20 protein-coding genes are annotated in these 22,372 nt (G+C 53.1%); 8 read left to right on the forward strand and 12 right to left on the reverse strand.

From position 1 onward, the window contains the following. Window positions 1-897 (reverse strand): glycosyltransferase (locus NW837_RS02270; protein ID WP_414329081.1); only part of this gene is annotated, 897 nt, incomplete at its 3' end. 171 nt (window positions 898-1,068) lie between these two features. On the opposite strand from NW837_RS02270, the gene NW837_RS02275 reads away from it, so the two are divergent. The 3 genes from NW837_RS02275 (at window position 1,069) to NW837_RS02285 (ending at window position 3,659) form a co-directional block, all read left to right on the forward strand. Continuing rightward, window positions 1,069-1,212 carry a hypothetical protein gene (locus NW837_RS02275; protein WP_414329082.1) on the forward strand — a complete coding sequence of 48 codons (144 nt, stop codon included), beginning with the start codon at window positions 1,069-1,071 and terminating at the stop codon, window positions 1,210-1,212. Window positions 1,213-1,773: 561 nt separating this feature from the next. Further along, entirely contained in the window at window positions 1,774-2,691 is a 918-nt protein-coding gene (locus tag NW837_RS02280) for a 2OG-Fe(II) oxygenase (RefSeq protein WP_414329083.1), read from the forward strand. A gap of 17 nt (window positions 2,692-2,708) precedes the next feature. Continuing rightward, the gene (locus NW837_RS02285; RefSeq protein ID WP_414329084.1) at window positions 2,709-3,659 is read left to right on the forward strand and encodes a glycosyltransferase family 2 protein; all 951 of its coding nucleotides are present in this window, start codon (window positions 2,709-2,711) and stop codon (window positions 3,657-3,659) included. Between the two features lie 118 nt (window positions 3,660-3,777). Here the strand turns inward: NW837_RS02285 and NW837_RS02290 are convergent, their stop codons facing one another. Next, window positions 3,778-4,329: a type IV pilin protein gene (locus NW837_RS02290; protein WP_414329085.1), complete on the reverse strand. Its 552-nt coding sequence runs from the start codon at window positions 4,327-4,329 to the stop codon at window positions 3,778-3,780. A 203-nt stretch (window positions 4,330-4,532) separates the two neighbouring features. Between NW837_RS02290 and NW837_RS02295 the strand changes: the two genes are divergently transcribed. Together NW837_RS02295 and NW837_RS02300 are read left to right on the forward strand one after the other, a co-directional pair. After that, window positions 4,533-7,457, forward strand: a complete 2,925-nt coding sequence (locus tag NW837_RS02295; protein ID WP_414329086.1) for a methyltransferase domain-containing protein — start codon at window positions 4,533-4,535, stop codon at window positions 7,455-7,457. Between the two features lie 66 nt (window positions 7,458-7,523). Further along, window positions 7,524-8,852, forward strand: coding sequence for a hypothetical protein (locus NW837_RS02300; RefSeq protein WP_414329087.1), 1,329 nt, complete (start codon window positions 7,524-7,526; stop codon window positions 8,850-8,852). Between the two features lie 23 nt (window positions 8,853-8,875). Here NW837_RS02300 and NW837_RS02305 read toward each other — a convergent pair whose 3' ends face one another. Next, complete coding sequence (locus tag NW837_RS02305) at window positions 8,876-9,394, reverse strand: phosphoribosyltransferase (RefSeq protein WP_414329088.1); 519 nt, start codon at window positions 9,392-9,394, stop codon at window positions 8,876-8,878. A gap of 65 nt (window positions 9,395-9,459) precedes the next feature. Continuing rightward, entirely contained in the window at window positions 9,460-10,380 is a 921-nt protein-coding gene (locus NW837_RS02310; RefSeq protein WP_011432133.1) for a branched-chain amino acid transaminase, read from the reverse strand. 525 nt (window positions 10,381-10,905) lie between these two features. Here NW837_RS02310 and NW837_RS02315 point away from each other — a divergent pair. Both NW837_RS02315 and NW837_RS02320 read left to right on the forward strand, forming a co-directional pair. Continuing rightward, complete coding sequence (locus tag NW837_RS02315) at window positions 10,906-11,028, forward strand: PepSY domain-containing protein (protein ID WP_414329089.1); 123 nt, start codon at window positions 10,906-10,908, stop codon at window positions 11,026-11,028. 264 nt (window positions 11,029-11,292) lie between these two features. Continuing rightward, window positions 11,293-12,735 carry a hemolysin family protein gene (locus NW837_RS02320; RefSeq protein WP_414329090.1) on the forward strand — a complete coding sequence of 481 codons (1,443 nt, stop codon included), beginning with the start codon at window positions 11,293-11,295 and terminating at the stop codon, window positions 12,733-12,735. A 15-nt stretch (window positions 12,736-12,750) separates the two neighbouring features. On the opposite strand, the gene NW837_RS02325 is transcribed toward NW837_RS02320, so the two are convergent. After that, the gene (locus NW837_RS02325; protein ID WP_414329091.1) at window positions 12,751-14,292 is read right to left on the reverse strand and encodes an aminotransferase class I/II-fold pyridoxal phosphate-dependent enzyme; all 1,542 of its coding nucleotides are present in this window, start codon (window positions 14,290-14,292) and stop codon (window positions 12,751-12,753) included. Window positions 14,293-14,414: 122 nt separating this feature from the next. Between NW837_RS02325 and NW837_RS02330 the strand changes: the two genes are divergently transcribed. Beyond that, a complete protein-coding gene (locus NW837_RS02330; protein ID WP_414329092.1) occupies window positions 14,415-14,981 on the forward strand; it encodes a DUF2854 domain-containing protein in 567 nt (188 codons plus the stop codon). A gap of 177 nt (window positions 14,982-15,158) precedes the next feature. Here the strand turns inward: NW837_RS02330 and NW837_RS02335 are convergent, their stop codons facing one another. From NW837_RS02335 to NW837_RS02365, 7 genes are all read right to left on the reverse strand, one after another. Beyond that, complete coding sequence (locus tag NW837_RS02335; RefSeq protein WP_414329093.1) at window positions 15,159-15,536, reverse strand: hypothetical protein; 378 nt, start codon at window positions 15,534-15,536, stop codon at window positions 15,159-15,161. Window positions 15,537-15,620: 84 nt separating this feature from the next. After that, on the reverse strand, window positions 15,621-16,514 hold the full coding sequence (locus tag NW837_RS02340) for an Ig-like domain-containing protein (RefSeq protein ID WP_414329094.1): 894 nt from the start codon (window positions 16,512-16,514) through the stop codon (window positions 15,621-15,623). A gap of 349 nt (window positions 16,515-16,863) precedes the next feature. After that, window positions 16,864-19,008, reverse strand: a complete 2,145-nt coding sequence (locus NW837_RS02345; RefSeq protein WP_414329095.1) for an AMIN domain-containing protein — start codon at window positions 19,006-19,008, stop codon at window positions 16,864-16,866. Window positions 19,009-19,273: 265 nt separating this feature from the next. Further along, window positions 19,274-19,996 (reverse strand): hypothetical protein, encoded by a 723-nt coding sequence (locus NW837_RS02350; protein WP_414329096.1) that lies wholly within the window; start codon window positions 19,994-19,996, stop codon window positions 19,274-19,276. Further along, on the reverse strand, window positions 19,996-20,703 hold the full coding sequence (locus NW837_RS02355) for a PilN domain-containing protein (protein WP_414329097.1): 708 nt from the start codon (window positions 20,701-20,703) through the stop codon (window positions 19,996-19,998). The genes NW837_RS02350 and NW837_RS02355 overlap by 1 nt, the downstream gene beginning before the upstream one ends. A gap of 60 nt (window positions 20,704-20,763) precedes the next feature. Beyond that, window positions 20,764-21,846, reverse strand: coding sequence for a type IV pilus biogenesis protein PilM (gene pilM, locus NW837_RS02360; protein ID WP_414329098.1), 1,083 nt, complete (start codon window positions 21,844-21,846; stop codon window positions 20,764-20,766). Window positions 21,847-22,101: 255 nt separating this feature from the next. Then, a partial coding sequence (locus tag NW837_RS02365) for an ATPase domain-containing protein (RefSeq protein ID WP_414329099.1) occupies window positions 22,102-22,372 on the reverse strand: 271 nt, incomplete at its 5' end.

Consider the following 22,372-nt stretch of genomic DNA (forward strand, 5'->3'; position numbering starts at 1 on the left):
GTGATAAGCGCGGCGGGCAATTTGAATGGCCTCCTGGGGATGGTCTAGGCAGTAGCGGATTTTCTCCAGGAGTTGGGCTTCGGAGTTGTAGGTGTCGCAGTAGGTGCCGGGCGCCAAAAGTTCGTCCAATCCTGAGGCGAAGGAGAGCTGGTCAGTAAGCAGAAAGCCCCCCGCGGAAATCACTTCCAGGTTCCTTAAGTTCAGATCCCCATTTTGGCTGCAGTTAAAGGAAATCAGAGAATGGGCAAACCATTTGGCTGCCTCTTGGCGGTTGGCTGTTTTGATGAGGATGGGCAAATCTGCATTCTTTATGGCTTGAACCAGCCGGCAACGCCTGGGATGGCGGGATCCCTGTTGGCCGATAAAGACCACTTGATTTTCTCTATCTTCCACCCAATCGTGGGTAACAGTGCGCATGGAGATAAGAGGCAACCAGGCAAGATTCTCAGCGCCTGCTGCGGCAAACCAGTGCAAATGCTGGAAGTTATAGGCAGTAGCGACGTAATCAAAGCCTTCAGTAGCCCAGTAGGCCAAGAGATGGTTGATGGGAAACTCCCAGTGGTGGGTGTCTCCAGCCAGTAAAACAGTTGGACAGCCAAACTTTTTGGTATTAAGAGGATTGCTGTAGTCGAAGCTGGAAGTCCAAACAATAACTAGGTCAAACTCCTTATTTGTAATTTGCTCAGACTGCTGCACAAAGTCATAGAGGTCATAGTCTCCCTCTGGGCACTCCACCAATTCCTTAGAGAGATTGACAAAGTTTAGTCCAAAGCCCTTGGCTTTCCTCTTGGGGCAAAGACTGACCTGCCGATCTGAAAGCTGCGGGGGCGGGATATAGTCTGGCGGAGTTGGCCAATTGAGGAGAATTCGCGGAGCATTGGCCTTGATGTCTTGCATTTCTCGACTCCCCAAGTTGAGCGGCAGGTTCTTCTAGCTCCTACAGGCTACTAGGATTGGACACAACAACAAGGGATCTCTGTTGCCCTGGAAAACGATAAGCCGAGCATAGGTTATAAGCAACCCCATGGATCCCTGTCTGCAAGAGCCGAATCCAGTTTACCTGCCTGGATGGCCCCTACCCAAGACGAGCTCTCCTACGACAATGGCATACCCATGGAAAGCTGGCGGCACACGTGCCAGATGGACTTGCTCATCTCCACCACCCATGCCGAGCAAGGTTTTGAGGCTGTACCCAGCGAAGTGGGAGGGTAGGAGGCCACCTGGATTCTGTGGGCCACTGCCGCTGGGGAACTGATGCCTGCCAAGGCTGAACTGGAGCAGCAAAGGGCTGAGCGCCTGGCCTAAAAGTTGTGAGAACTGGGGGTGGATCCGGGTACATTAAGCTAGAGCAGACGTCAGGGATCCCTCCCCATGGATTGCCAAGACCTTGCTCAGGATCTTCTCCTAGAACTGGAGCAAGCTCAGAGTCTCACCCAGCTCTTAGATTGGGCTTTAGCCTGCCTTCCTAGCCAGCAAATCTTCTGCCAGATTGGCTGGGAAGAGTCCGCAGCTGTTTTGCAGGCAATGCTTCGCTATCCTGAAAAGTTAGCAGTGATTCTACGGAATCCCCTACAGAGCTCATCCGAAAAGTCAATCAGCACAGAAGATATCCAAACCCAAATTTCTCAGTTGGGATTAGAAGAACGGGTTCTACTCCTAGAAGGCCCCATTCCTGCCCTTTTGGCAGATCTCGGTCAATGTTTCCCAGAGACCCAGATTGGCGTTTGTTTCTGGACTGAACTCACGGACTACCGTACCTGTCTGCTTCAGTCTTTGCTACTGCGGGATTACTTGGCCGACTCAGCCCTATACTTGGTCAACCATTGCCGCTACGGAGCCATAGCCCAAGCCAACCTAGATTTGATGGGGATAGATCCCAGTTTTCATCTGCAGAAGGTTTTGCCCAATCTAGGCCAAGGGATCCATCTCCTCACTTGGGATCCCCAGCACAAAGGGTTAACCGAGCAGGATCTCGCTCACATCCAAGCAATTGGCCCTGGATCACTGCTGGCAGCTAACCCGGTATTCCTGACTTTTACCCAGCCGGATCCCTCAGAACCCAACCGGTTTTACCCCTGTAAATACATCAAGCTGGATAACTTCCTGCCTCAAGAGCTCAACCAAGCCATTCTCCAACATGCCATTACCCACCAAGACAAGTTTATCCCTTCCAAGAGCTACAGCAAGAGCAACACCGAGGCAGAGTCACTAAAATTTCGCCGCTCCCTGAGGCTGGACTTCGCTTACTTTCAGGAGCATGGATCCCTGCTGCGAGAAAAAATTGCGGCTGTTGCTCCCCAGATTTTTGCTGAGCTAGGCATTGAGAACTTTGACATTCAAATCTTTGAGATGGAGATGATTGCCAGCCATGATGGCTGCTTCTTTACCGCCCACACCGATAACTCCTACCCACAAACTGCCTTCCGCCAGGTGAGCTGCGTATATTACTTCCACAAAGAGCCAAAGCCTTATCGAGGAGGTGAGCTGCGCATCTACGATACCCAAAGGCAAAAACCTCATTCACCAATCCTGCACGGGGCATACGATGAGGTAACCCCTACAAATAACAGCATCGTCTTCTTCTCCAGCAGTTGCCTACATGAGATCCTGCCGGTATTTAGCCCTAGCCAAGCCTTTGCCGATAGCCGCTTCACTATCAATACTTGGCTAGGAGCCAAGCAATTCACCTAAAGGCTTGCAGCTCCACCATGGCCAGAGTTTGCATAATTACCACTGTTCGGGATCCAGGCGTGTGCTTGGAGTCGTTCATTCGCTATCACCTTGCCCTTGGAATTGCCCATATTTATATCTTCTTTGACGATCCAGAGGATCCCGCTATTCAGGTAGCACTTCAGTTTTCCGATGTAACGGCTATTCCCAATGATGAAGCTTTGCAAGTTCAACAAGCATTGGGGAATGTTCTCTATCCAAAATATGGCCCTCATACTGGCTATGAGGTCATGGCTCGCCAGATCCTTAACGTAGAAACTGCTATACAACTTGCCCTGGATCAGGGCATGGACTGGATTCTTCATATTGATGGAGATGAGCTTTTTTATCCTGGCCAGATGATGGCTTTGGATTGGTTTGATCAAGTAAGCGACGATATATTCCAGGTTACGTTCCTAAACCACGAAGCAGCTCCTGAAGTATTTGAAGTCGAGGACTATTTTCGCGATGTCACTCTATTTAAGAAAAACCCTGCTGCCTTAGAGCCAGGACTCTGTACTGAGTTTCAGAGAGTTTCCGGCAAGAGTCAATACTTTTTAGCTTATCAAAATGGAAAGTCAGCAGCTCGGATCCATCCCACTCTCTTACCCAATAGCGTACATAGCTTTGATATTCCAGAATGTCATACCTTGGTAACATCATTCCCCTCTATTTTACACTACTTAAACTGCGGCTTTCAAAACTACTATAAAAAGTATGCTCAACTGGGAAACTTTCCCGACTACTGGTGGCGCTCAAAGTCTAATCCTATTCGGGTTCCCTTTCACTTGGCCTCACGGGACGCTTATTGCTCAGGAGATAGAACTTGCATGGCAGCTCTTTATCAAGAGTTCATACTTTACAGCAGTCCTGAAACCAACCAGAACCTCATCGAAAAGGGTATTCTTACTCGCATCTCCTACCCATCACAGTTACTGTCCTCGCTCTAGTTCACTGGTTTAGCCTAGAGCCCTTGCCTACTCTTGAGGGAGACTGGAGCAACTGAAATAAAAAAGCTCCCCACAGGGAGCCACGGAGTACATAAAGTAGAGATAGAAAAGATAGAAACTAGTCAAAGACGTTGCAGCTCTTACCAACAAAGGTAGCCAGAGTAGCCACAGCTGTCTCCTGTGATCCCAGCCCAATGGTGCACTGAATAGGTTGACCAGAAGCGTTAACGTAGCGGCTTGCACCCGTGACAGCAGTGGTGTCCCAGCGCATCCCCTGAGGCGCAGTAGAAGAAGTAACGGTGGCCACTGGTGTCTGGTAGTTGGGAGCGCTCCACGGGTCATTCATAAACTTATCGCCCCTAGCGCCGCAGGAATCAGCCCCACTAGTGGTAGGACATCCGAACTGAATTCTGGTGTAGGTGTTCGGGTACACGCCAACATCTAGGCGATAGACTTCAGAACCACGACCCACTGCCGTGAGAGCTGCTTGAGCTTCAGCAGTGCGGGAGCGGCGCACTTGGTTTAAGAACTGCGGGATTGCCACTGCAGACAGCACACCCACAATTACAATCACCACCAACAGCTCAATCAGGGTGAAGCCCTTGGCTTTGGAGAGAATTTGCTGAGCCAGTTTGGCCCGCAACAGAGACTGACGAGACTTTGCGCTCATGAGTACCAGATCCTTTAGCAAACTAGAGAGTTAACTGTGCAGCTCACCTGCTAGTGCTAACTTACCCCGCTCAAGGGCGATTCATAACAGCCTGCTCCCTGGCGCAATTGCGGATTTTTGCCAGATGAGCCTGACACAGGTCAGTGGTTTAGCTGAGCCGGCCTCAGCATGGCAGACTAAGACTAGCACTCTTCCTTCAACCTATGAACCCTACGCTGCAAGCCCGGATCCTGGAAGCCAAGCAACTGTTTCAGCAGTCTCCCGATACCTTTGCGGAGTGGTTGGTGGCTTTTTACCGAGAGCAAGGCGCAAAGGATTGGCAGGAGTTCCTGTGGGGTTTCTTTGATCTCTCCCCATCTTCATTGGCCAATGAGCCAGCCTTCCCCTCTGAGCCAGAGGCAATTACCCTATCGGCGCTGGAGCAGGCCTTGGCTGCTGGCCAGCTGAGCCTTGCTTACCAGCTCTACACGCCTCTGGTGAGAACAGGGATCCTGTCTCAGGAGAAAGTCTTGGATTTGTTGCTATCCCTCGCAGGCCGTCTAGAAAATAGCCCCACGCAGGATCCACAGCAGCGTCTTCAGGCTTGTCTAAAGCTGCGGGAGATGGCCTTTGAGCTGGATCCAAGCCGGCGGGACAACACCCAAGTTTTGCTGATGCGGGCCCTGCAAGCTCAGGATGAGCTGGCAGTTGGCTTTTATGGGCAAGCCCTACTGGAGAGCCTAGGCGGCGAGAAGAGCCTCGATATTACTCAGGAGCCACTCCTTACTGAATTGCTCGCGCGGCTATGGGACGATGGCTACCTGAGCTTGTTTTTTGAGGTGGCCACAACTTTACAAGTCTTTCTTCCGGAGGAACAAAGATCTGGATTTGCTGCTTTGCTGGCCCAGCTAGCCAATGCGGTGGATCCCGAGCAGGCGAAGCGCTATGAAGGTTTGTGGACGATAGAGGACTTAATCGGTGACTTTTTTCAGAGGGCAGCCCGCGCCTTCTTCCAGAACTCTACCAGTGATGGCTATTCCATTTTAGGAGAAGCTCTCATCACGGCGGCCGAGAGCTCACAGGTGCAAGAGAACTTTACTCTTCGTCTATCCCTTCTATCAGAATCGCTGGAAAAGTTGATCCATGCTGCCCAGCCAGAACGGATAAACCTTGTTATCCAGAAAATTATAGACTTAATTTTATCGAGGGAAGCCGACTTAGGATCACTAAGAATTAACGATGAAAATCTACTCGAGAGTCTAACGATTGCTAAAGCCATTCTGTTTCGAGTTTGCTTTTGTTGGAGTTATCTAACTGACGATCGCTCTCTGATTCGTCATTACCAACAAATTGGTGGTAGAATCTTTAACGACTGCCTAAGCTTAATGGCTTCTCAGCGAGACTTTCTTTGGTCGGAATATTGGCAGAAGAATCAGCAAGACTACTGCGGATCTGGCAGAACTAAGCGAAAGCTGAGGGTAGGCTTTCTGGGTAACTGCTTTCAGCGACATTCGGTTGGCTTTCTCAGTGAGGCTACTCTCAGGAACCTATCTCGCGATCTTCTGGACGTTGTCTACTACTACTACCAGGGGTGGAAAAATGAAGATATGGCCAGTCATGACAATATGTATCAAAAGTTTCGCTCTCACGAAAATCTCCATTTTCGCTTTTTTCCAGGAGAAACCAAGCCGCCTCAAGTAGCTGCTCAAGCGCGTGAGGATCGCATCGATATCATGGTTTTTATGGACTCCCTTACCAGTCACGATGCCAGCATCGTAGCAGCTTTGCGGGCCGCTCCTATCCAAATTGGTTGGCTTGGCGGAGATGCTGTCGGTTTGCCAGAATTTGATTACTTTTTCGCCGATCCCTATATCCTTCCTGAAGACGCCCAAGCCGATTACCATGAAAAAATTATCCGCCTGCCTAGCTACTGTGCTGTTGAGTATCTGGACATTACTCCTGCAGATGAGGTGAATTTCAAAAACAAGCTGAGAATAGGCCCGCAAGATATTGTTTTCCTAACTGCGGCCAGTGCTTACAAGCGTACCCCCGAATGTATTGATGCCCATCTGCAAATCCTGAAAGCTGTTCCCAAGGGGATCTTGATCGTCAAAGGCTCGGGGGAAATTGCCACGGTTATCAGGCGTTACCAGGAAAGAGCTAAGGAATTGGATGTTTTGGATCGCGTCCGTTTTCTATCTCAAGCAAGCAGCGTGGAAGAGCACCGGGGCCAACTAGCTTTGGTGGATCTTGTTCTCGATACCTTTCCCTACACAGGTGCAACCCACACTATGGAAGCTCTCTACATGGGTGTGCCAGTTCTTACCTTAGTAGGTCGCCATTACTACGGCCGAATGAGCTATAGCTTACTTAGGAATATAGGTCTTGATGACTGTATTACCTGGTCAGTTGAAGAATTTATTGAGCGAGGAATCCAGCTGGCTAACAATCCAGAGCGACTGGCCAAGGCCAAACAGACTATTCGAGAGTCCTACAGTAAGTCGATCATCTGGGATCCAAAACGTTTGGCTATGGCTATTGAAAAAACCTATTTTGATCTGGCTCATAAACATCAGATTATCGACCAGGTTCCTCCTCTAGACGGGGGTGAACCTAGACTCCAGGTCAGTCAGCGTATCCGCCTTCATATAGGGGGAAAAGATCCCCATCCAGACTGGAAGATCCTAGACATCCAACCAAGAGAGTACGTGGATTACGTTGGCAACGCTATGGATCTCAGTCAATTTGAAGACAACTCCGTAGAAGCCATCTACGCCTCCCACGTTCTGGAGCACTTCGACTATGTGCGAGAATTGCCTGTTGTTCTCAAAGAGTGGCATCGAGTTTTACATTTCGGTGGCCAGTTAATGATTAGTGTTCCTGACTTACCTACTCTTTGTCACCTTTATATAGAGGAAGGAGCTTCCGCCGAGCAGCGATTTAGTATTATGCGCATGATGTTTGGTGGACAGACAGATGAGTATGACTATCACAAAGTTGGTCTCTCGTGGGAATATCTGTTCATGTTGCTGACTCAGGCAGGCTTTCGGATTATCCGCAAGGTAGATCGGTTCGGCTTATTTAATGACTGTAGTGAAATGGTTGTTTTCGGTAAACCTGTTAGTCTAAACATAATTGCGACCAAGTAAATTAAATTAAAATAAAAAAAGTTGTCTGGTTCTAGGCAATTCCTATCTCCCTAACTATCTTTTGGTATGAAATCAGTAGTTATTATCACCGCAGCCGACTCCAAGTTCTTCGATCTAGTGCAGGGAACTGTTCTTTCCATCCGAGGTAAGGAGCAGGGTAAATCTGTTGAGATAGGCTTCTTCGATTTGGGCTGTACCCCTGAGCAAGTAGACTGGCTTTCAAAACACGTCAATTACATTGTTGAGCCGGATTGGAACTATAACTTTGCTGGAGTTGAGAGTGTGCCTTCTTATCTGCGGGGATTACTAGCTCGGCCCCGGCTACGTAGGTACTTTCCAGACTATGAAGTTTATATTTGGATTGACGCAGATGCTTGGGTTCAGGATTGGTTCGGGATTGACTTGCTCATCCAGCGAAGCAAAAAGCGAGGGCTAGCTATTGTTCCGGAGATTGACCGAGGGAATAGATTACTCTATGGCCCAAAAGATTACCTAATTGATCTTAGTGAAGCTTACAGATACCACTTTCCCAGTCTGAGTGTCGAGGACTTACATACGTACCCCCTCCTTAATGCTGGTGTTTTTGCAATGTCCTATACTGCCAAGCACTGGGATCTTTGGGACTTTCGGCTTTCTCAAGCTTTAGCTAGAAGACCTTCTATCATAACCGATCAACTCGCTCTAAATGTAGCGGTCTATCTAGATGGGCTACTTAAGGAAACAGAACTTCTACCTGCCTATTGCAATTGGACTTGTCACTACGGACTGCCAAAATGGGATCCAAGGCAAAACCTACTTGTTGAGCCTTACCTACCTCACACTCCTATTTCTATCATACACCTAACCAGCCATAGTAAAAGAGAGGGAAGGCATGTACTATTGACCACTGAAGATGAGAAAATTGAAATGAGCTTAAAGTTTAGCGATGCCTCGCTGGAACACCAGAAGCAAAGCTTGACGCCTGCTTCCGCAGAGCAACTGAGTTTTACTACTTTAGGGATTTATCTAAGCCAGATTAATCTAGCTCTTTTTCCCGATTGGGATCCAAATCTTCGGGAATCAGTTACTGCAAGCTTGGAGCCTTTACTGAAGTCTATTCTGCTTAGTTCCAATCCTCAGCATTACGCTTTGATCGTGTCTGCAGAGCCAGACTACGGGATGGCGGAGTCAGTTCTGGAAGCCGCAGCAGCTAACGTTACTATCGAGCTTATGGATTTGGGACACGAGTTAAGTGTTGAGCCGTCTATTTCTTTGGTTAAAACTCTTAACTCTGAGCAGTGGAAGCGACTACTGGCTCGGGTTGATTACTACTACCCCCTTACTCACGAGCGAATCCCCGCAGGGATCCAGCCTGCCCTGGATAAGCTGCCCCGCTTCGAGTTTCCTACTGGTTAGAGCCCTGAGGTGATAAAGAAAAGTTAACCGGAAGAGCGTAGCAACTGCATCAGCTGCTGAGGCGTCATCTGCTCGTAGGGCTCAAAGGGCTGGTGGATCCAAGGGTTATCCGGCAAATAGTCCACATAGTAGTCGGGTTGATAGACGGAGGCGGCCTTGTACCACAGTACGCCGGTGCGGATCTCCTCGATGTAGAAGCCGTAGTGGTGCTTGAGCCAGTGGACAGAGCGCTTTAGGGTCATGCCAGAGTCTGCCAGATCGTCCACCAACAGCACGTGGCTGCCCAGGTTGGCGGTGGTCATGGCTAGATCCCGCGAGAAGGTCAGTTGCCCCCGCTGGCGGTTACCGGGCCCAGAGTAGGAAGAGGCTGAGAGAATAGCCAGGGGCAGGTCGAAAAGACGGGCCAAGGTATCGCCAATGCGCAGCCCCCCCTTGGCAATACAGACGATTTGGTTAAATTCCCACCCGCTTTCGTAGACTTTGACGGCCAACTCCTCGATTTTGCGGTGGTAGTCGGCCCAGGTAATGGAAATTTCGTGCAAGGGATCCCCCTCTACCCATCTAGAGTGCTCAGTTTAATAATGACGCTTCTCCCCTCGACTAGGGACTAGCTTTCTTTCAGAGGGATCACCTTCACCCAATGGGCATAGACGGGATCCCGATTTTCGGTAATTGCCGTCAGCTTCTGCCGCAACTGCTCGGTGATGGGGCGGGAGGGGGGCAGGACGTACTGCTCGATCTGGCGAATGGGGGTGATCTTGGCAGCAGTGCCGGTTAAAAAGGCCTCGTCAGCAATCAATAGCTCCGATTTGTCAACGGGCCGTTCTTGGGTAGGGATCCCCAGATCACGGGCCAGGGTGAGGACACTGTCGCGGGTGATCCCTTCCAAGATATCTTGGTCGAAGCTGGGGGTAATCAGCACGCCATTGCGCACGATGAAGATGTTCATGCCCGAGGCTTCGCTCACTTTGCCCTGGGAGTTCATCAAAATGGCCTCGTCATAGCCAGCCTGCGCCGCCTCGGTTTTGGCCAAAGAGGAAGTGATGTAGGCGCCGGTGATCTTGCCCCGCAATGGTAGGCTGCGATCCTCTTGCCGGGCCCAAGAGCTGATGCGGCAACTGACTCCCTCTGGCGAGAGGTAGTCCCCCAGTTCCAAGCCGTACACGAAAAAGTCTTTCTCAATGTTGTGCAGCCGCGGCGAGATGCCTAGGTCGGAGGTGTACACCAAGGGGCGGATGTAGAAAGACGTGGAGGGACGGTTTTTTCGGATCAGCTCGACGATCACCTGCTCAATCCGTTCAGCAGGGAGATCAAAACAGAGCAGGCGGGCGCTTTGACTCAGTCGTCGGCAATGGCGATCCAGACGGAACACCAGAACTTGATCCGGGTTTTGCGGATCAGGGATCCCGCGTAGGCCGCCGAACGCCGCTGTCCCGTAGTGCAGAGCATGGGTGGCAATGGAGATCTTCGCCTCAGCAAAGGGGACAATCTGGCCCTGAAAGTAGGCGTAGGGCAGAAAATCTGGCATGGTCGGCACCCACCGGGGTAGGAATGAGAGGTAGGAATATTATCACCGATTCGTGCAGTGCCGGGAGCTCCAACGTCGGCATGACTTCCCTGCCTGTAGTAGCAGCACGCGGGATAGGTGTAGAGGTATTCCTCCCCCGCAGCAGCGTTGTTTAGCCAGTCAGTTTCCGAGAGGGTTGGATTGGAGAAGTAAACAGTTCGTAGCTGAAGAGGGGCCGAGCAGCTACACCCTATGACGCAAAGGGGGTGAACTCCTTGTGAAGGCAGCAATGCTCCTTGTGGCAAGGCTTCTTTGGTCTCAGGGTGGTAGGGTAAGGAGGTGGTTGCTCAAGCAGCTGTAAATAAAGCCTGCAAAACTTTCGATTGCTGCCTTACTTTTGCTTGGCATTTTGTCCCCCGCTAGCCCGATGCTGTCGACGGGTGGGAGCCGGAGGGCTGCTTTTGCCCAATCTTTTGCTCCAGATATCCCCATTGAGGAAGCCATTCAGATCGCTCGATCTGCCGTGCCCAATGCCGTGATCAAAAAATGATCAAAAAAGATGAGTTGGAGCTTAAACATGGGCGCCTAGTTTGGGAAGTGAAATTTACCAACGATATTGAAGTCAAGATCGATGCCACTACCGGTGACATTGTCGATATCGACGACTAGCACTCAGGAGGTGCCCTTGCCTAGGCGGGGGTGAGCGTTGCCGGAAAAGGTTGTAGCTGTTACTGCTTGATGAAAAAGTAGCGACCTTGAGAACTGCGAAAGCTGGGTTGTGCAAAGGTCAGGGATCCCTTTCCTTTTGGGCATGGGGAAAGCGTCTACACGGTAGCTGCCTGATGGCTGAAGCCGGTTCGACAGCTGGCTAGGGACAGGTGGCCGAGTCAGTCTGAGCTAGAATGCTGTCTATCCGTCTTGCTGCTCCCCCTGATGGACGACCCCCCTTTAGCCTCGACGGCTGCTTTCCCCAACACCGAGCTTTCGTGGGGAGATGCGTCTCTTAGTCTCCTTTGGGTCATCGGTCTTCTGGTCATCAACGCTTTTTTTGTCGCGGTCGAGTTTTCCTTGGTATCGGCGCGGCGCTCCCGGATGGTGCAGTTGGCCAGCGAGGGAAACCGCCAGGCGGCAATTGTGCAAAAAGCCCAAGAGCAACTGGAATATGCCCTCTCCACCACCCAGTTGGGCATTACCCTGGCCAGTGTGTTGTTGGGCTGGATCGGGGCTACGCAAGTGGCGCCGACGCTGTTTCTGGCCTTGAGGCAGTTGGCTTGGCTTCAGAACCTGGATCCGGCCCTTGTTCGAGGGGTGGCAGTGGTGTTGGTGTTTTCGCTGCTCACCTATTTTCAGATTGTGGTGGGGGAGCTGATCCCCAAGACTCTGGCCATTCTCTATTCGGAGCCGATTGCGCTCAAACTGGCCTGGCTCAACCGCTTGGTAAGCCGCTTCCTCCACCCTTTTGTCGAGCTGCTCCGCTTCTCCTCCCGCTGCCTGCTGCGCATCTTGGGCGTCCGCATCCCCGAGGCCACTTCCTTTTACAGCACCATGACGGTGGAGGAGTTGCAACTGCTGATCGCCTCGTCGGTGGAGTCGGGCAACATTGAGGCGGAAGAGCGAGAGCTGTTGAGCAACATCTTCGAGTTTGGCGAGACGGTGGCCAGCGAGGTGATGATCCCGCGTACCAGCATCGACGCGGTGCCAGAAACTGCAACGGTGCAAGAGGTGCTGGCGGAGGTGGCGGAATCGGGGCACTCCCGCTATCCGGTCTTTGGCGAGTCTTTGGATGACATCCGCGGGCTGATCCACGTCAAGGAAGTCATTGGGGAGCTGGCCAAGGGATCCATCGACCTCCACAGCCCCATCACGCCTTTTATCCGCGAGGCCCACTTTGAGCCGGAGAACAAGCCAATTGCGGAACTGTTGCCCGAAATGAGGCAGCACCACTGGCCGATGGTGGTGGTGGTGGATGAGTTTGGCGGCACGGCGGGCCTGATCACCATTCAAGACTTGGTGGAGGAGATTGTCGGCAAGCTCTCCGATGGCCCGGATCCCAACACCAAGGAGCCGGACATCCAAGAACTTGACGAAAATACCTTGCTCATCCAGGCTCAGCTAGATATTGAAGAGATCAACGAGCGCTGTGGCCTCAACCTGCCTTTGCACAAGGATTACCAAACGCTGGGGGGCTTTTTGATCTACCACATGCAGAAGATCCCACGTGCTGGGGAAAAGTTCACCTACAAAGAGATGGAGTTTCAGGTGGTGCGCATGGAGGGGCCACGGGTGGATCGGGTGAAGGTAGCCCGCCGCCCCGGCACCCCGGCAAACTCCCTACCGCTGCTCCCCCCAGCGCAAACGGCAAAAGCCCGTCCATAAACCTGCTGGAGAGGACTAGGCCGTTGCTTTGACCACCTTCAGGGTTTGTAGGCGCACATCCTCTGGGCCGTTGATAAAGCCGCCTGCCTCATGCACCAACAGCAGATAGTTCACCGCCTCTTGAGTCACCTCTTCTCCCGGCACCAAAATCGGGATCCCAGGTGGATAGGGGGAGATGATCTCGGCGCAGATATGGCCCACTGCTTCTTGGAAAGGCACCCGCTGAATGGGAGCAAAAAAAGCCTCCCGGGGTGATAGCCGTTGTGGTGGCAAGCAAGGACGGGGCAGTTGTGCCAGCCGCTGCATTTTTTCCATTGCCGCTCTGGATGGGCGGGATCCCTGAAAATGTTGCGACAGGGCGGCGAAACTTTCCACCAGGCGGTCAATGTCTCGCTGGGTATTGCCGATGCTGACAATGAAGACCACATTGTGCAGGGTGGACATCTCCGGCTGCACGTGGAAGTGATCGTTAACCCAGTCGTGAGCGTCGAAGCCGAACAACCCCAGCTCTGTCACCGTTACCGTGAGACGGGTGCGGTCGAAATCGAAAAAACCAGGGGTGGAGCCGATACGCTCTGGGCCAAAACAGCGCAAGCCGGGGATGCGGTTGAGACGGGCGCGGGCTTGATCTGCCAAAGCCAAGGCTTGGCCCAGCAGGGCTTCTCCCTCCAGTGCCATCTGCCGCCGTGCCACATCCAGCGACATCATCAGCACATAGCTGGGGCTAGTCGATTGCAGCAGTTGCAGAATGTTGCGCACCCGGTTGGGGTCGATACGGGATCCCTTGAGGTGCAGCATCGAGGCCTGGGTCATGCCGGAGATCACCTTGTGGGTGGACTGCACCACCAGATCGGCTCCGGCTTCCAAGGCCGAAATGGGCAATTCCGAATGAAACCCAAAATGGGGCCCGTGGGCCTCGTCCACCAATAGCGGTAGGCCATGGGCATGGGCGATGGAGGCCAAAGCCTGCACATCGCAGCAGACCCCGTAGTAGGTGGGGCTGACTACCAAAACGCCTTTGGCATCGGGATGCTCCGCCAAGGCCCCCTCCAAACCGGCTGGGGTAATCCCGTGGGCAATGCCCAGCTCCGGGTCAAAATCCGGCTCGATATAGGCCGGCACCGCCCCAGAGAGGATCACCCCGGCAATGGCGGACTTGTGGCAGTTGCGCTGCAACAAGATCTTGTCGCCTGGATCGCACACGGCCATCACCAGTGTTTCCACGCCACAGGTGGAACCGTTGACCAAAAACCAACTGCGATCCGCTCCATAAGCTGCTGCCGCCAGCTCCTGGGCCTCTCGGATCACGCCATCGGGGTCGTGGAGGTTGTCCACCTCTGGCAGCTCGGTCAGATCTGCCCGGAAGACGTTCTCTCCCAAAAAGGTCCGCAAGTCGGCAGGGATCCCACGTCCCTGTTTGTGGCCTGGCGTGTGAAAAGGAGCCTTATCCAAGCTGCAATAGTGGCGGATGGCCTCAAATAGAGGTGCTCGCTCCTGGGCTTTGCGATCCAGCGAGCGCAAGCAACGAGAGGTTTTGGACAGATTGGACAGAACCACAGACCACTCCTCAACACACCAGGTGGGCATTTTGTGATTATCCATCCCAATGGAGGCTAAGTCCACCGCTGGCGCTTTTCCTGCTAGCCTGGGTTTTCAGGTGGCCTTTCTTCCTCTCCTGTATGTTTGAAAAACTGCCCTTCCCCCTGAGCACTCTCGTGTTGCTGGCCGGGGCTGCCGCCACGGCTTGGGGCTTTGCCCACTACAACGATCCCACCCTCAATCTCATTGGCCTGTTTGCCGGGATCCCCTTGCTGTTGGGAGGGATAACCATGAAGGTAGTGGAACTCAAGCCGGTACCTGCCCTGGCCGCCCCTTCTCTCGAGGTGATCCAAGCCCGCGCCCAGCAGGCCACGGAAATTCAAAAGCAAGTCCGCGCCGATATCACCAAATATAGCTACGGGGCTAATGCCCACCTGGAAGATGCCCTGGAGTTTCTGGGTCTGCGCGGCCCTCTGGAAGCAGATCTGCCCAAGGTGAGAGGGTACAGAGAAGAGCTGCGAGATGGCCGGTATACCTTGGTGCTTCTGTTCGATTCCCCCAAGGTTCCCTTCCAACAATGGCAGGAAAGCTACCAGAAAAAAATGCAAGGCTTCTTTGGCCGAGATGTGGAGGTGCAACTGGGGCAGCCCCAAGAAAATCAGGTGGAATTGGCGCTTGTTGCCCGAGGTGGATCCCTGACCACCTGAGCAAGGCTTAACCTTCCACCTCATCTGTCAGTTTCACGACTTTTTCACGGGTCGGCTCTTAGAATCAGAGCATCTCATAGGGAAGGTGTGTTGAGGACTGAAACACTAGAGGAAGGATAACCAGGGATCCCATTGGCTGGGATCCCTATTTTTTTCCATCGAGGGGGCGGGAAAGAATTAACGGGATCCCTCTCTGAGCAGCACAAGGATAACCCCGGCAATGATGCTAATCGTGGCTCCTGCGATCAAGCTGGTTGCCAGCCGCTCTAGCCGCTCCCCAACCGATTGAGCAGTGTCGAACTTGAAGCCCAACTTATCGACATCGGCGGAAAGTTTGCTGACACTTTGGGAGAGGTTATCCACCCTGTCGGTCAGGCTATCTACTCGGTTAGTCAGGTTGTCTACTCGATCCGTGAGGTTATCCACCTGCTCGGTCAAGCTATCCACCCGGTGAGACAACCCATCGACGCGCCCCAGCACTTCCCTCTGCTGGTTCACCAAAACTTCTACAACACGCTCAATCCGGTCTAGCCGATCCTCTGTGGGGGTTGTCATCAAATTGATCTCGTAGGTTCCTAATCTTAAAGTAAACAAACGAGCAAGGGATCTTTGTTGGTAAAGACTCTCCAGCCCATCAGGCTAACTCTTATGGGCCTCAGCCGCTTGATCCTGAATAATCCAGGTACGCAGGATTTGAATTTCATCAGCGCTCAAGTGACCTAGGCGATCCATGCCGGTGCCGTTGCGACGAATATAGGCCAATTCTGGGGATCCACTGCGTCCGATAAAAGATCCGGGAGACTCTCCCTGGGGATCACTCACAGGAACCCTGGGCGTAGGTTCAGCTCCTTCCCTGCCCTGCGACAACAAACTCAGGGCATCCACTCCCCCCCCATTCAAACGGATCCCTGCAGCTCGCTGGATGACAGCATGACGAGCTAACCAACGCGGTTTGAGCAACTCGCTATTTTCCGATCCCGGCGTTACATAACGCATCACCGCAGCATAACTATCTAAAGGGCTGCGCCGCATCCGACCGGCCTGCTGATGACAACCTACACAACTGGCTTCTAGCAAGGGCTTAATATCTCGCTGGTAACTGTACTGAGGCTCGGTGCGGAAAGTCAATTCTATGGGCTTTTGTAAATCCAGCTCTTTGGCTGCAGGCAAGAGTATTCTGTAATCTGTGCTGTAGCTGAGTAGCTGTAAAGGCTGAAAGATCAGCTCGTTTCCCTGAATGTCAAAGGCCACCTCCACAGGGGGCTGGATCCCGAAGGCTAGACCTGTTATTCCGGCTGGAAGCTGTCGATCAAAACGCAGATGGATATTTTGGTCAATTGGGATCCCTCTTTGGCCATTGGAAGGATTGCTGGAGACCAATGCAATTCCAGTTGGAGGAGGAGCAGTAAATTCTAACTGGGCTTGCTGCAGCGGTGCCCGCGGCTGTAAAAGAGCCAACGTATTAGGATAAAAAGTGCTGAATTGTTCCAGTTGGGCAGGAGAGGGGGCCTGCTGCCAAACGCTACGAGGCATTCGCACTGTGAATAGGGGTACTTGTTGTTCCCCAGCTTGTCCCAATACCTCCAAAGTGATTTGCTCTGACTGCGGTTGAGCTTGAAATTGTTGGGCCAAAGCTTGCCAAACCAAAGGACGCGATTGTTCCACTAGTTGTGAATAACTCTGCCCTTGTACCGATAGAGAAATGCGATGGGTTTGTGTCCAGCCTACTCTTGCCCATGCCAAAATCAAAGCCAGCCCGAAGCTAAGCAGCAAGGATCCCAGCCTGACCCAAGGTCGATAGCGAGAGTTCGAACTCAGCATTGATGCACAATTCATCTCATAAAAGTGGATGGCCAAAAACGATGAAATTCTGTATTTCGCCTTAATCTTCCAATATAACTGGAGTAATCAAGACGACAACCTCACTTCTAGTATTTGTTGTGTTTTGTCTGCGGAAGAGGGAGCCAAGTAAAGGAATTTCAGAAAGAAGTGGGACTTTATCAACAGATACTCGATCTTCCTCTTGTATCAATCCTCCAAGAAATAGTGTTTCTCGATCTTTAAGTCTGGTTTGCAATGTTCCGACAGAACGCTGATTGAGCAAACTAATAACAGTGCCATCAGAAAGTGTAATTTGACTGCCAATAGATGAGATCTGTGGAATAAGGTTCAGCGTAATGTAGCCGTTATCATCGATCCTGACATTCTGAATGAGTAAATTGACTCCCGCATTTCCTTTCTCAAAAACGACAGTTGATGTGCCAGTCGCAGGATCTGTTTGCAATCTCCTATTGGTGATAACTTCTTGGCCAACCACAATAGCTGCGCCAGTGTTATTCGCGACTACTACTTTTGGATCGGCCAATATCTTAGCTGTTCCTGAAGCAATGGCTGCATCTATACGAGCTGCTAGAGATTGCTGTAATCGATTCAAGGTGTTAAACACAAGTGAGCCTCCGGTCCCTGCAGCAGGAACAGAACCAACATTAGGAACTGAGGATCCTGCAGGTTGGTCAAGAGGAGTTCCACCGAAGACAGTGTTATCTCCAGACCCCAGAGCAAAGTTGCCAGATGCACTACCCAGTGCAACTCCTAGACTAGAATTATTATCTAGGTTGATCTCAATAAACCTAGCACTAATTAAAACCTGTCGACTTCTCAAGTCAATTTGCGCAAGATATGCTGCAATTACATCATGTTGGGTAGGTGTGGCAACAATAGTTAGCGAATTTGTTCTTGGATCCGCTTGAATGGCTGACTCTTGAGCTAAAGGGATATTTGATGCTTCCAGAATGGCCAAAATTCTACTTCTGATTTCGCTCGGCGTGATACTCAATTGTCTGGCATTGATTTCAACTGTTCCTCCTCCCCCTGCAGTACCGGCAGCAGCTAAATCGAAAGTTTGCTCTGTCTCTTCGATTCTCAGTTGATTGAGTCTGTACGTCTTGACGATCTGCTGGCCAACTCCAGGGAGTGTAGTGCCGATAAAAACCGTTTGCCCTGAACGAGATGCTTGAAGTTCCTTCAGGCGCAAAATAAAGTTAAATGTTTCTTGTAGAGGTGAATCAGCCACATCTAAGGAAATCGTCAGGTCTGGAGGGACGTCATTGAGAACTACGTTCAGTCCAGCTCGACGCACCAGCAGACTCAACACATCACCCACAGGGGCATCCTTGAGGGTTAAGGTAATTGTGGCATTTGAACCCAAGTCAACTGGAGGGGGAGCCGGAATAATATTGCCGACAGCAAGATCTCCGGCCGGAGGAGCCACAGCTCTCCCCTGAAAAGGAGATTCGGTGGGCAAACTTCCCGGCGGCAATTGAGGTTGGTTGAGCTGGCCCACAGGGGGGACCTGAGAAATCACGGGTGCAGCAGGAACAGCAGGTGCAGGAGGAGCCGCTTGAGCTGTCTGCGGAGGGGCAGGGTTTTGAGCGACCGGTTGGGAGGCAGGGGCAGGAGCTGCGGGCTGAGGAACAGGAGCCACGGGCTGAGGTCGGTTTAGTGACGCCGGTTGGCCGGGCGCTACTGGGTTGGACGAGGGTTGAGGGGGAACCGCCGCTAGGGGGGCCGGTGGAGCAGAGGGTAGGCCCTCAAAGTCGAAGACCAACTGCGTCGGGCTGCGCCGAGCCAGCAAGCCTTGGGGAGCTGCGGCCACACCGGCTATTTCTATCCGCACGCTGTCGTTGCTCAACTGCCAGGCCTCAATGAAGCGCACCCCCGGCAGGGGAGACTCTTGGCGATAGCGGCCCTGGCTTCCGCTCAATTGAGCATTGGTGATGTCCCCGATCCAAGATTGTCCCTGCTGGGTAAAGAACACCTGTGGGCGAGCGCCCCCTTCGGTGTTGATCTCCAACTGCATGCGGTTGCCGTTGGGCACCAGGCGGATATCTGTGATGCGGCTGAGGCGTTGCGGGTTTGCGGAGGTCAACTGTTGAGCGGCTGCCTCATTGACCCGGCTTTCTAAGGCCAATGGGGGCAGGGACAGGATCAAGCCCAACGCACACCCATAAGCAACTCGACGGTTCATTATCCTCACACCTCACTCCTTCACCCAGTCGTATTCTTGCTTCACCTCGCCACGGGTGCCTTTGGCCTCGTTCACCCCGTGCTTCCCTGATCAAAGCCGAAATCTCGGACTTTGCCACTACCTGTAGCCGTTTCGGAAGAAATTTTTCCCAGATCTTCGATTCGGCAACACTATCCGTGCTGAACCGGCGGTTGTTCCCGTCTTCTGAAAACCAGAGGGGATCCCGCACTGGCAGGATCTCCCCCTGAGCCGAAGCATAGCTAGGCTATTGGCTGGGTGCTGCCTGTTCTCCTTCAGGGGGGGCTTGCCCTTCAGGTGCAGGAGCAGTGCCCAACGGAACGTCCTTGTTGTAGATGTAGGCAATCAAATCAAAAGCAGCGTCCAGCTCCCCTGTGTCTTGAACAGGATTTAAGCTGATGTTGCTCACCCGGAACAATGTGCGCAGACGCTCTATATCTCCCATCAGATTGATCAGCTCCGTATAGGGGCCACGCAGAGCAACGCGGGTGGTTTGCACTTGGATGGCCGGAGCGATGATCCCGGGCACTTCCGGATTGGCCGAAGACGCTGGAGTCAGTGGAGAAGGGCTAAAGCTGCGCAGCTCGCTGTTGGGCTGCCCCTGCACCAGCCGGTTGAGATCCAGCAGTTGCGTGTCGGCATTCTCGGGGGTGGAGAGCAGGGCACTGATCTGTTCCCGCTCCACGCGAGCTCTCTCGACCTGATTGGGCACATCTTGCAAACTGGCAATCTGGCTCTTTATGTCCTGCAACTGGGTGGTTTTGTTGGCTACCTCCCTTTCCAAAGCCTGTACCTCCTCGATCAAGGGGCGAAGTTGGGTGAAGGCCAGAAACCCCGCTGCGCCTAGCCCTGTGATCCCGATTAAAAGACCAATTCGAATGGGGGTCAGCTCCACGCCCAGCAGTACCGGCGGCCCTGCCGGGGGAACCACCAGTTGTTCGTCGGGAAAACCTTCAACCGATCCAGTCATCAGTTCGCCTCCACTCGACGCAAAATGCGGATCTTTTCAACCAAGCCTATCGCTCCCCGCTGCTCCAGCTCGCGGGTAAATTCTGGGTCGGGATCCCCCAGGGTACGGATGGTTACGGTTATGCCGTAGGTAACGCTGGGCTCGGTTAGGTCTGTGCCGTCCACCCGGGAGCTGCTGTTCAGGACGGCGCTGGTCACAAAGTTGGAATCCAGCAGGGTGAGCAAAAAGTCGTTCACCAGGGGAAAGTCCAGCGCCCCTCCTTGGATATTGACGGTATCCCCGGAAGCGCTGATGTTGGTTATCCATACCCCCTGGCCGGGGATCTTGCGCCGCAGCTCTTCCAAGATGGCCGACCAAGGCTGGACGGATCTCAGAAAGGAGCGGAACCCTTCCGTTTGGGCGCGAATGGTTTGCAGCTCTTGATTGGCATTCTGCAGCTGGGACAACTCAGCATTGGCTGTGCTGAGCTCACTGTCAAGGCGAGCCCGCTCCGCCCTCAAGGTTTCTCTCTGGCGGGAAAAGCTGTCTTGGAAATACCAAAAAGCTCCCATCGCTACAGCAGCAACAGCAACCCCCAGGCCAATGGCCGGGATCCAATTCTGGGATCCCTCTGCAGCCTCAGCTGCGACTACTGCTCCCCCACCTGTTCGAGCTGTGGTGAGGACATCCGGCCTTTCTTTGAGGAAATTGATCTCCGGTGTGTACATCTCTTTAACCGCCTTGTGCGCTATTCCATCGGTTGGGCGAGCTTGCGCTGCCTGCTGCCGCTACTTGGTGTCTTCCCGTAACGCCAACCCCAGGGCCACTCCCATTGCTGGGCGTTCCTCCAGGGGCAGTTCCACTGAATCCGGCACGACAATGTTGCCAAAGGGATCCGCCAACTCCACCGCCACGCTCAACGACTGAGATAAGAAGCCGTCGATTTGGCCGATGCTTGCCCCAGTTCCGGCCAGCAGTACTTTCACCACAGGCGAGCTGCTTTCTGTGCTCGTAAAGAAGTCGATGGAGCGCTTCAGTTCATCCGCCAAATCGGAGACAACGCGCGTTACTGCTGCTACACCGGGATTGCTGGGCGCTGGCTGTTCTCCCGTGGCCAAAATATCGGTGGGGTTGATCAAGGGTAACCTCAGAGTTCGCAACAGGTCGCCGGTGCGGCTAACCGGCAGATTCAGGGATTGGGCCAGCACCTGCCGCATGTGGATGGTGCCGATGTTGACGGTGCGGGTAAATTGCGGGATCCCGTTCACCAAAATGCTGATCTCGCTGCTGTCGTAGCCGATGGAGCTGAGCAACACGGCCTCTTGGGGGCCGTACTGGGTTAGCTGGTCGCGGATGGTGCGAATAAGAGAGAAGCTGGCCAGCTCCACACAGCGCACCTGCAAGCTAGCCGCCTGCAGCACCTCTAGATAGTTGTCCACCACCTCTTTGGGGATGGCCACCAGCAAGACTTCGATGCGCTCAATGCCATCCTGGGAAAGATCGAGACCCAAGGGCTGGTAGTCGACATCCGCCTGATCCCGCGGGTAGGGAATGTAGAGTTCGGCCTCCTGCTCCAAAACCACCCGGCGCAACTCATCGGCGGGCAGGTCGGCAGGCAGGCGAATGAGACGAACGATGGCCTCCCTTACGGGCACTGCTGTGGCTGCCGGCAGGTTGGTGGGTACCTTGTTTTCATTGAGCAAATTCATCAGGATCAAGCCAACTGTGCTCGGATCGAGGATGCGCCCTTCGACCATCGCCCCTTCTGGCATGTCCACGCTGTGGTAGTGGGCCAGACGATAGCGACCATTGCCCTGCTTTTTCAGTTGGGCAACGGCGATGCGCTCGGGGTTGATGTCCACCCCAAGCATGGTTCGGGTTTTGGAACCACCAAGAAAACTAAACACGCCGGGAAACCCCGCCCTTTGCGCTACTGCTAGAGGCATACTACCCAATTTGTAGGTGGGTTACCACTGTTCGCCATTGGCCGCGGGGAAATCCTTGTCTGGGCCGATCCCTCCCTGCCAGCCGCAAGTGCAGGGCTTGCGCGGTGTTGAGCGGTGTTGGAAATTCGCTTGACTCAACGGGTCTGTTGCCGCGCCCACTCACGGAACTGTTGTAACCGCTCACAACCCTTCTTCCTCGAGGGCCTGGACGTTTTGCACAATCCGGGAGAGCTCGTTTTTCTCATCCACATTGATGCGGGTCGGGGATCCGCTGATAATGCGCTCGTAGCCCCGGAAGGAATCGCGGATTTGGATGCCCGCGTTGGAGATCAGGTACTCGCGGATCCCTTTGTCGTGCCAGGAGCCCCGCATTTTGAAGACATTGAGGGCGCGGGCCATTTCTCCGCGGATCTCCACGTATTGCAGCAGGATGATCGTGTCGGTGATGGTG

The organism is Synechococcus sp. R6-10 (assembly GCF_047461815.1).
Taxonomy (GTDB): domain Bacteria; phylum Cyanobacteriota; class Cyanobacteriia; order Thermostichales; family Thermostichaceae; genus Thermostichus.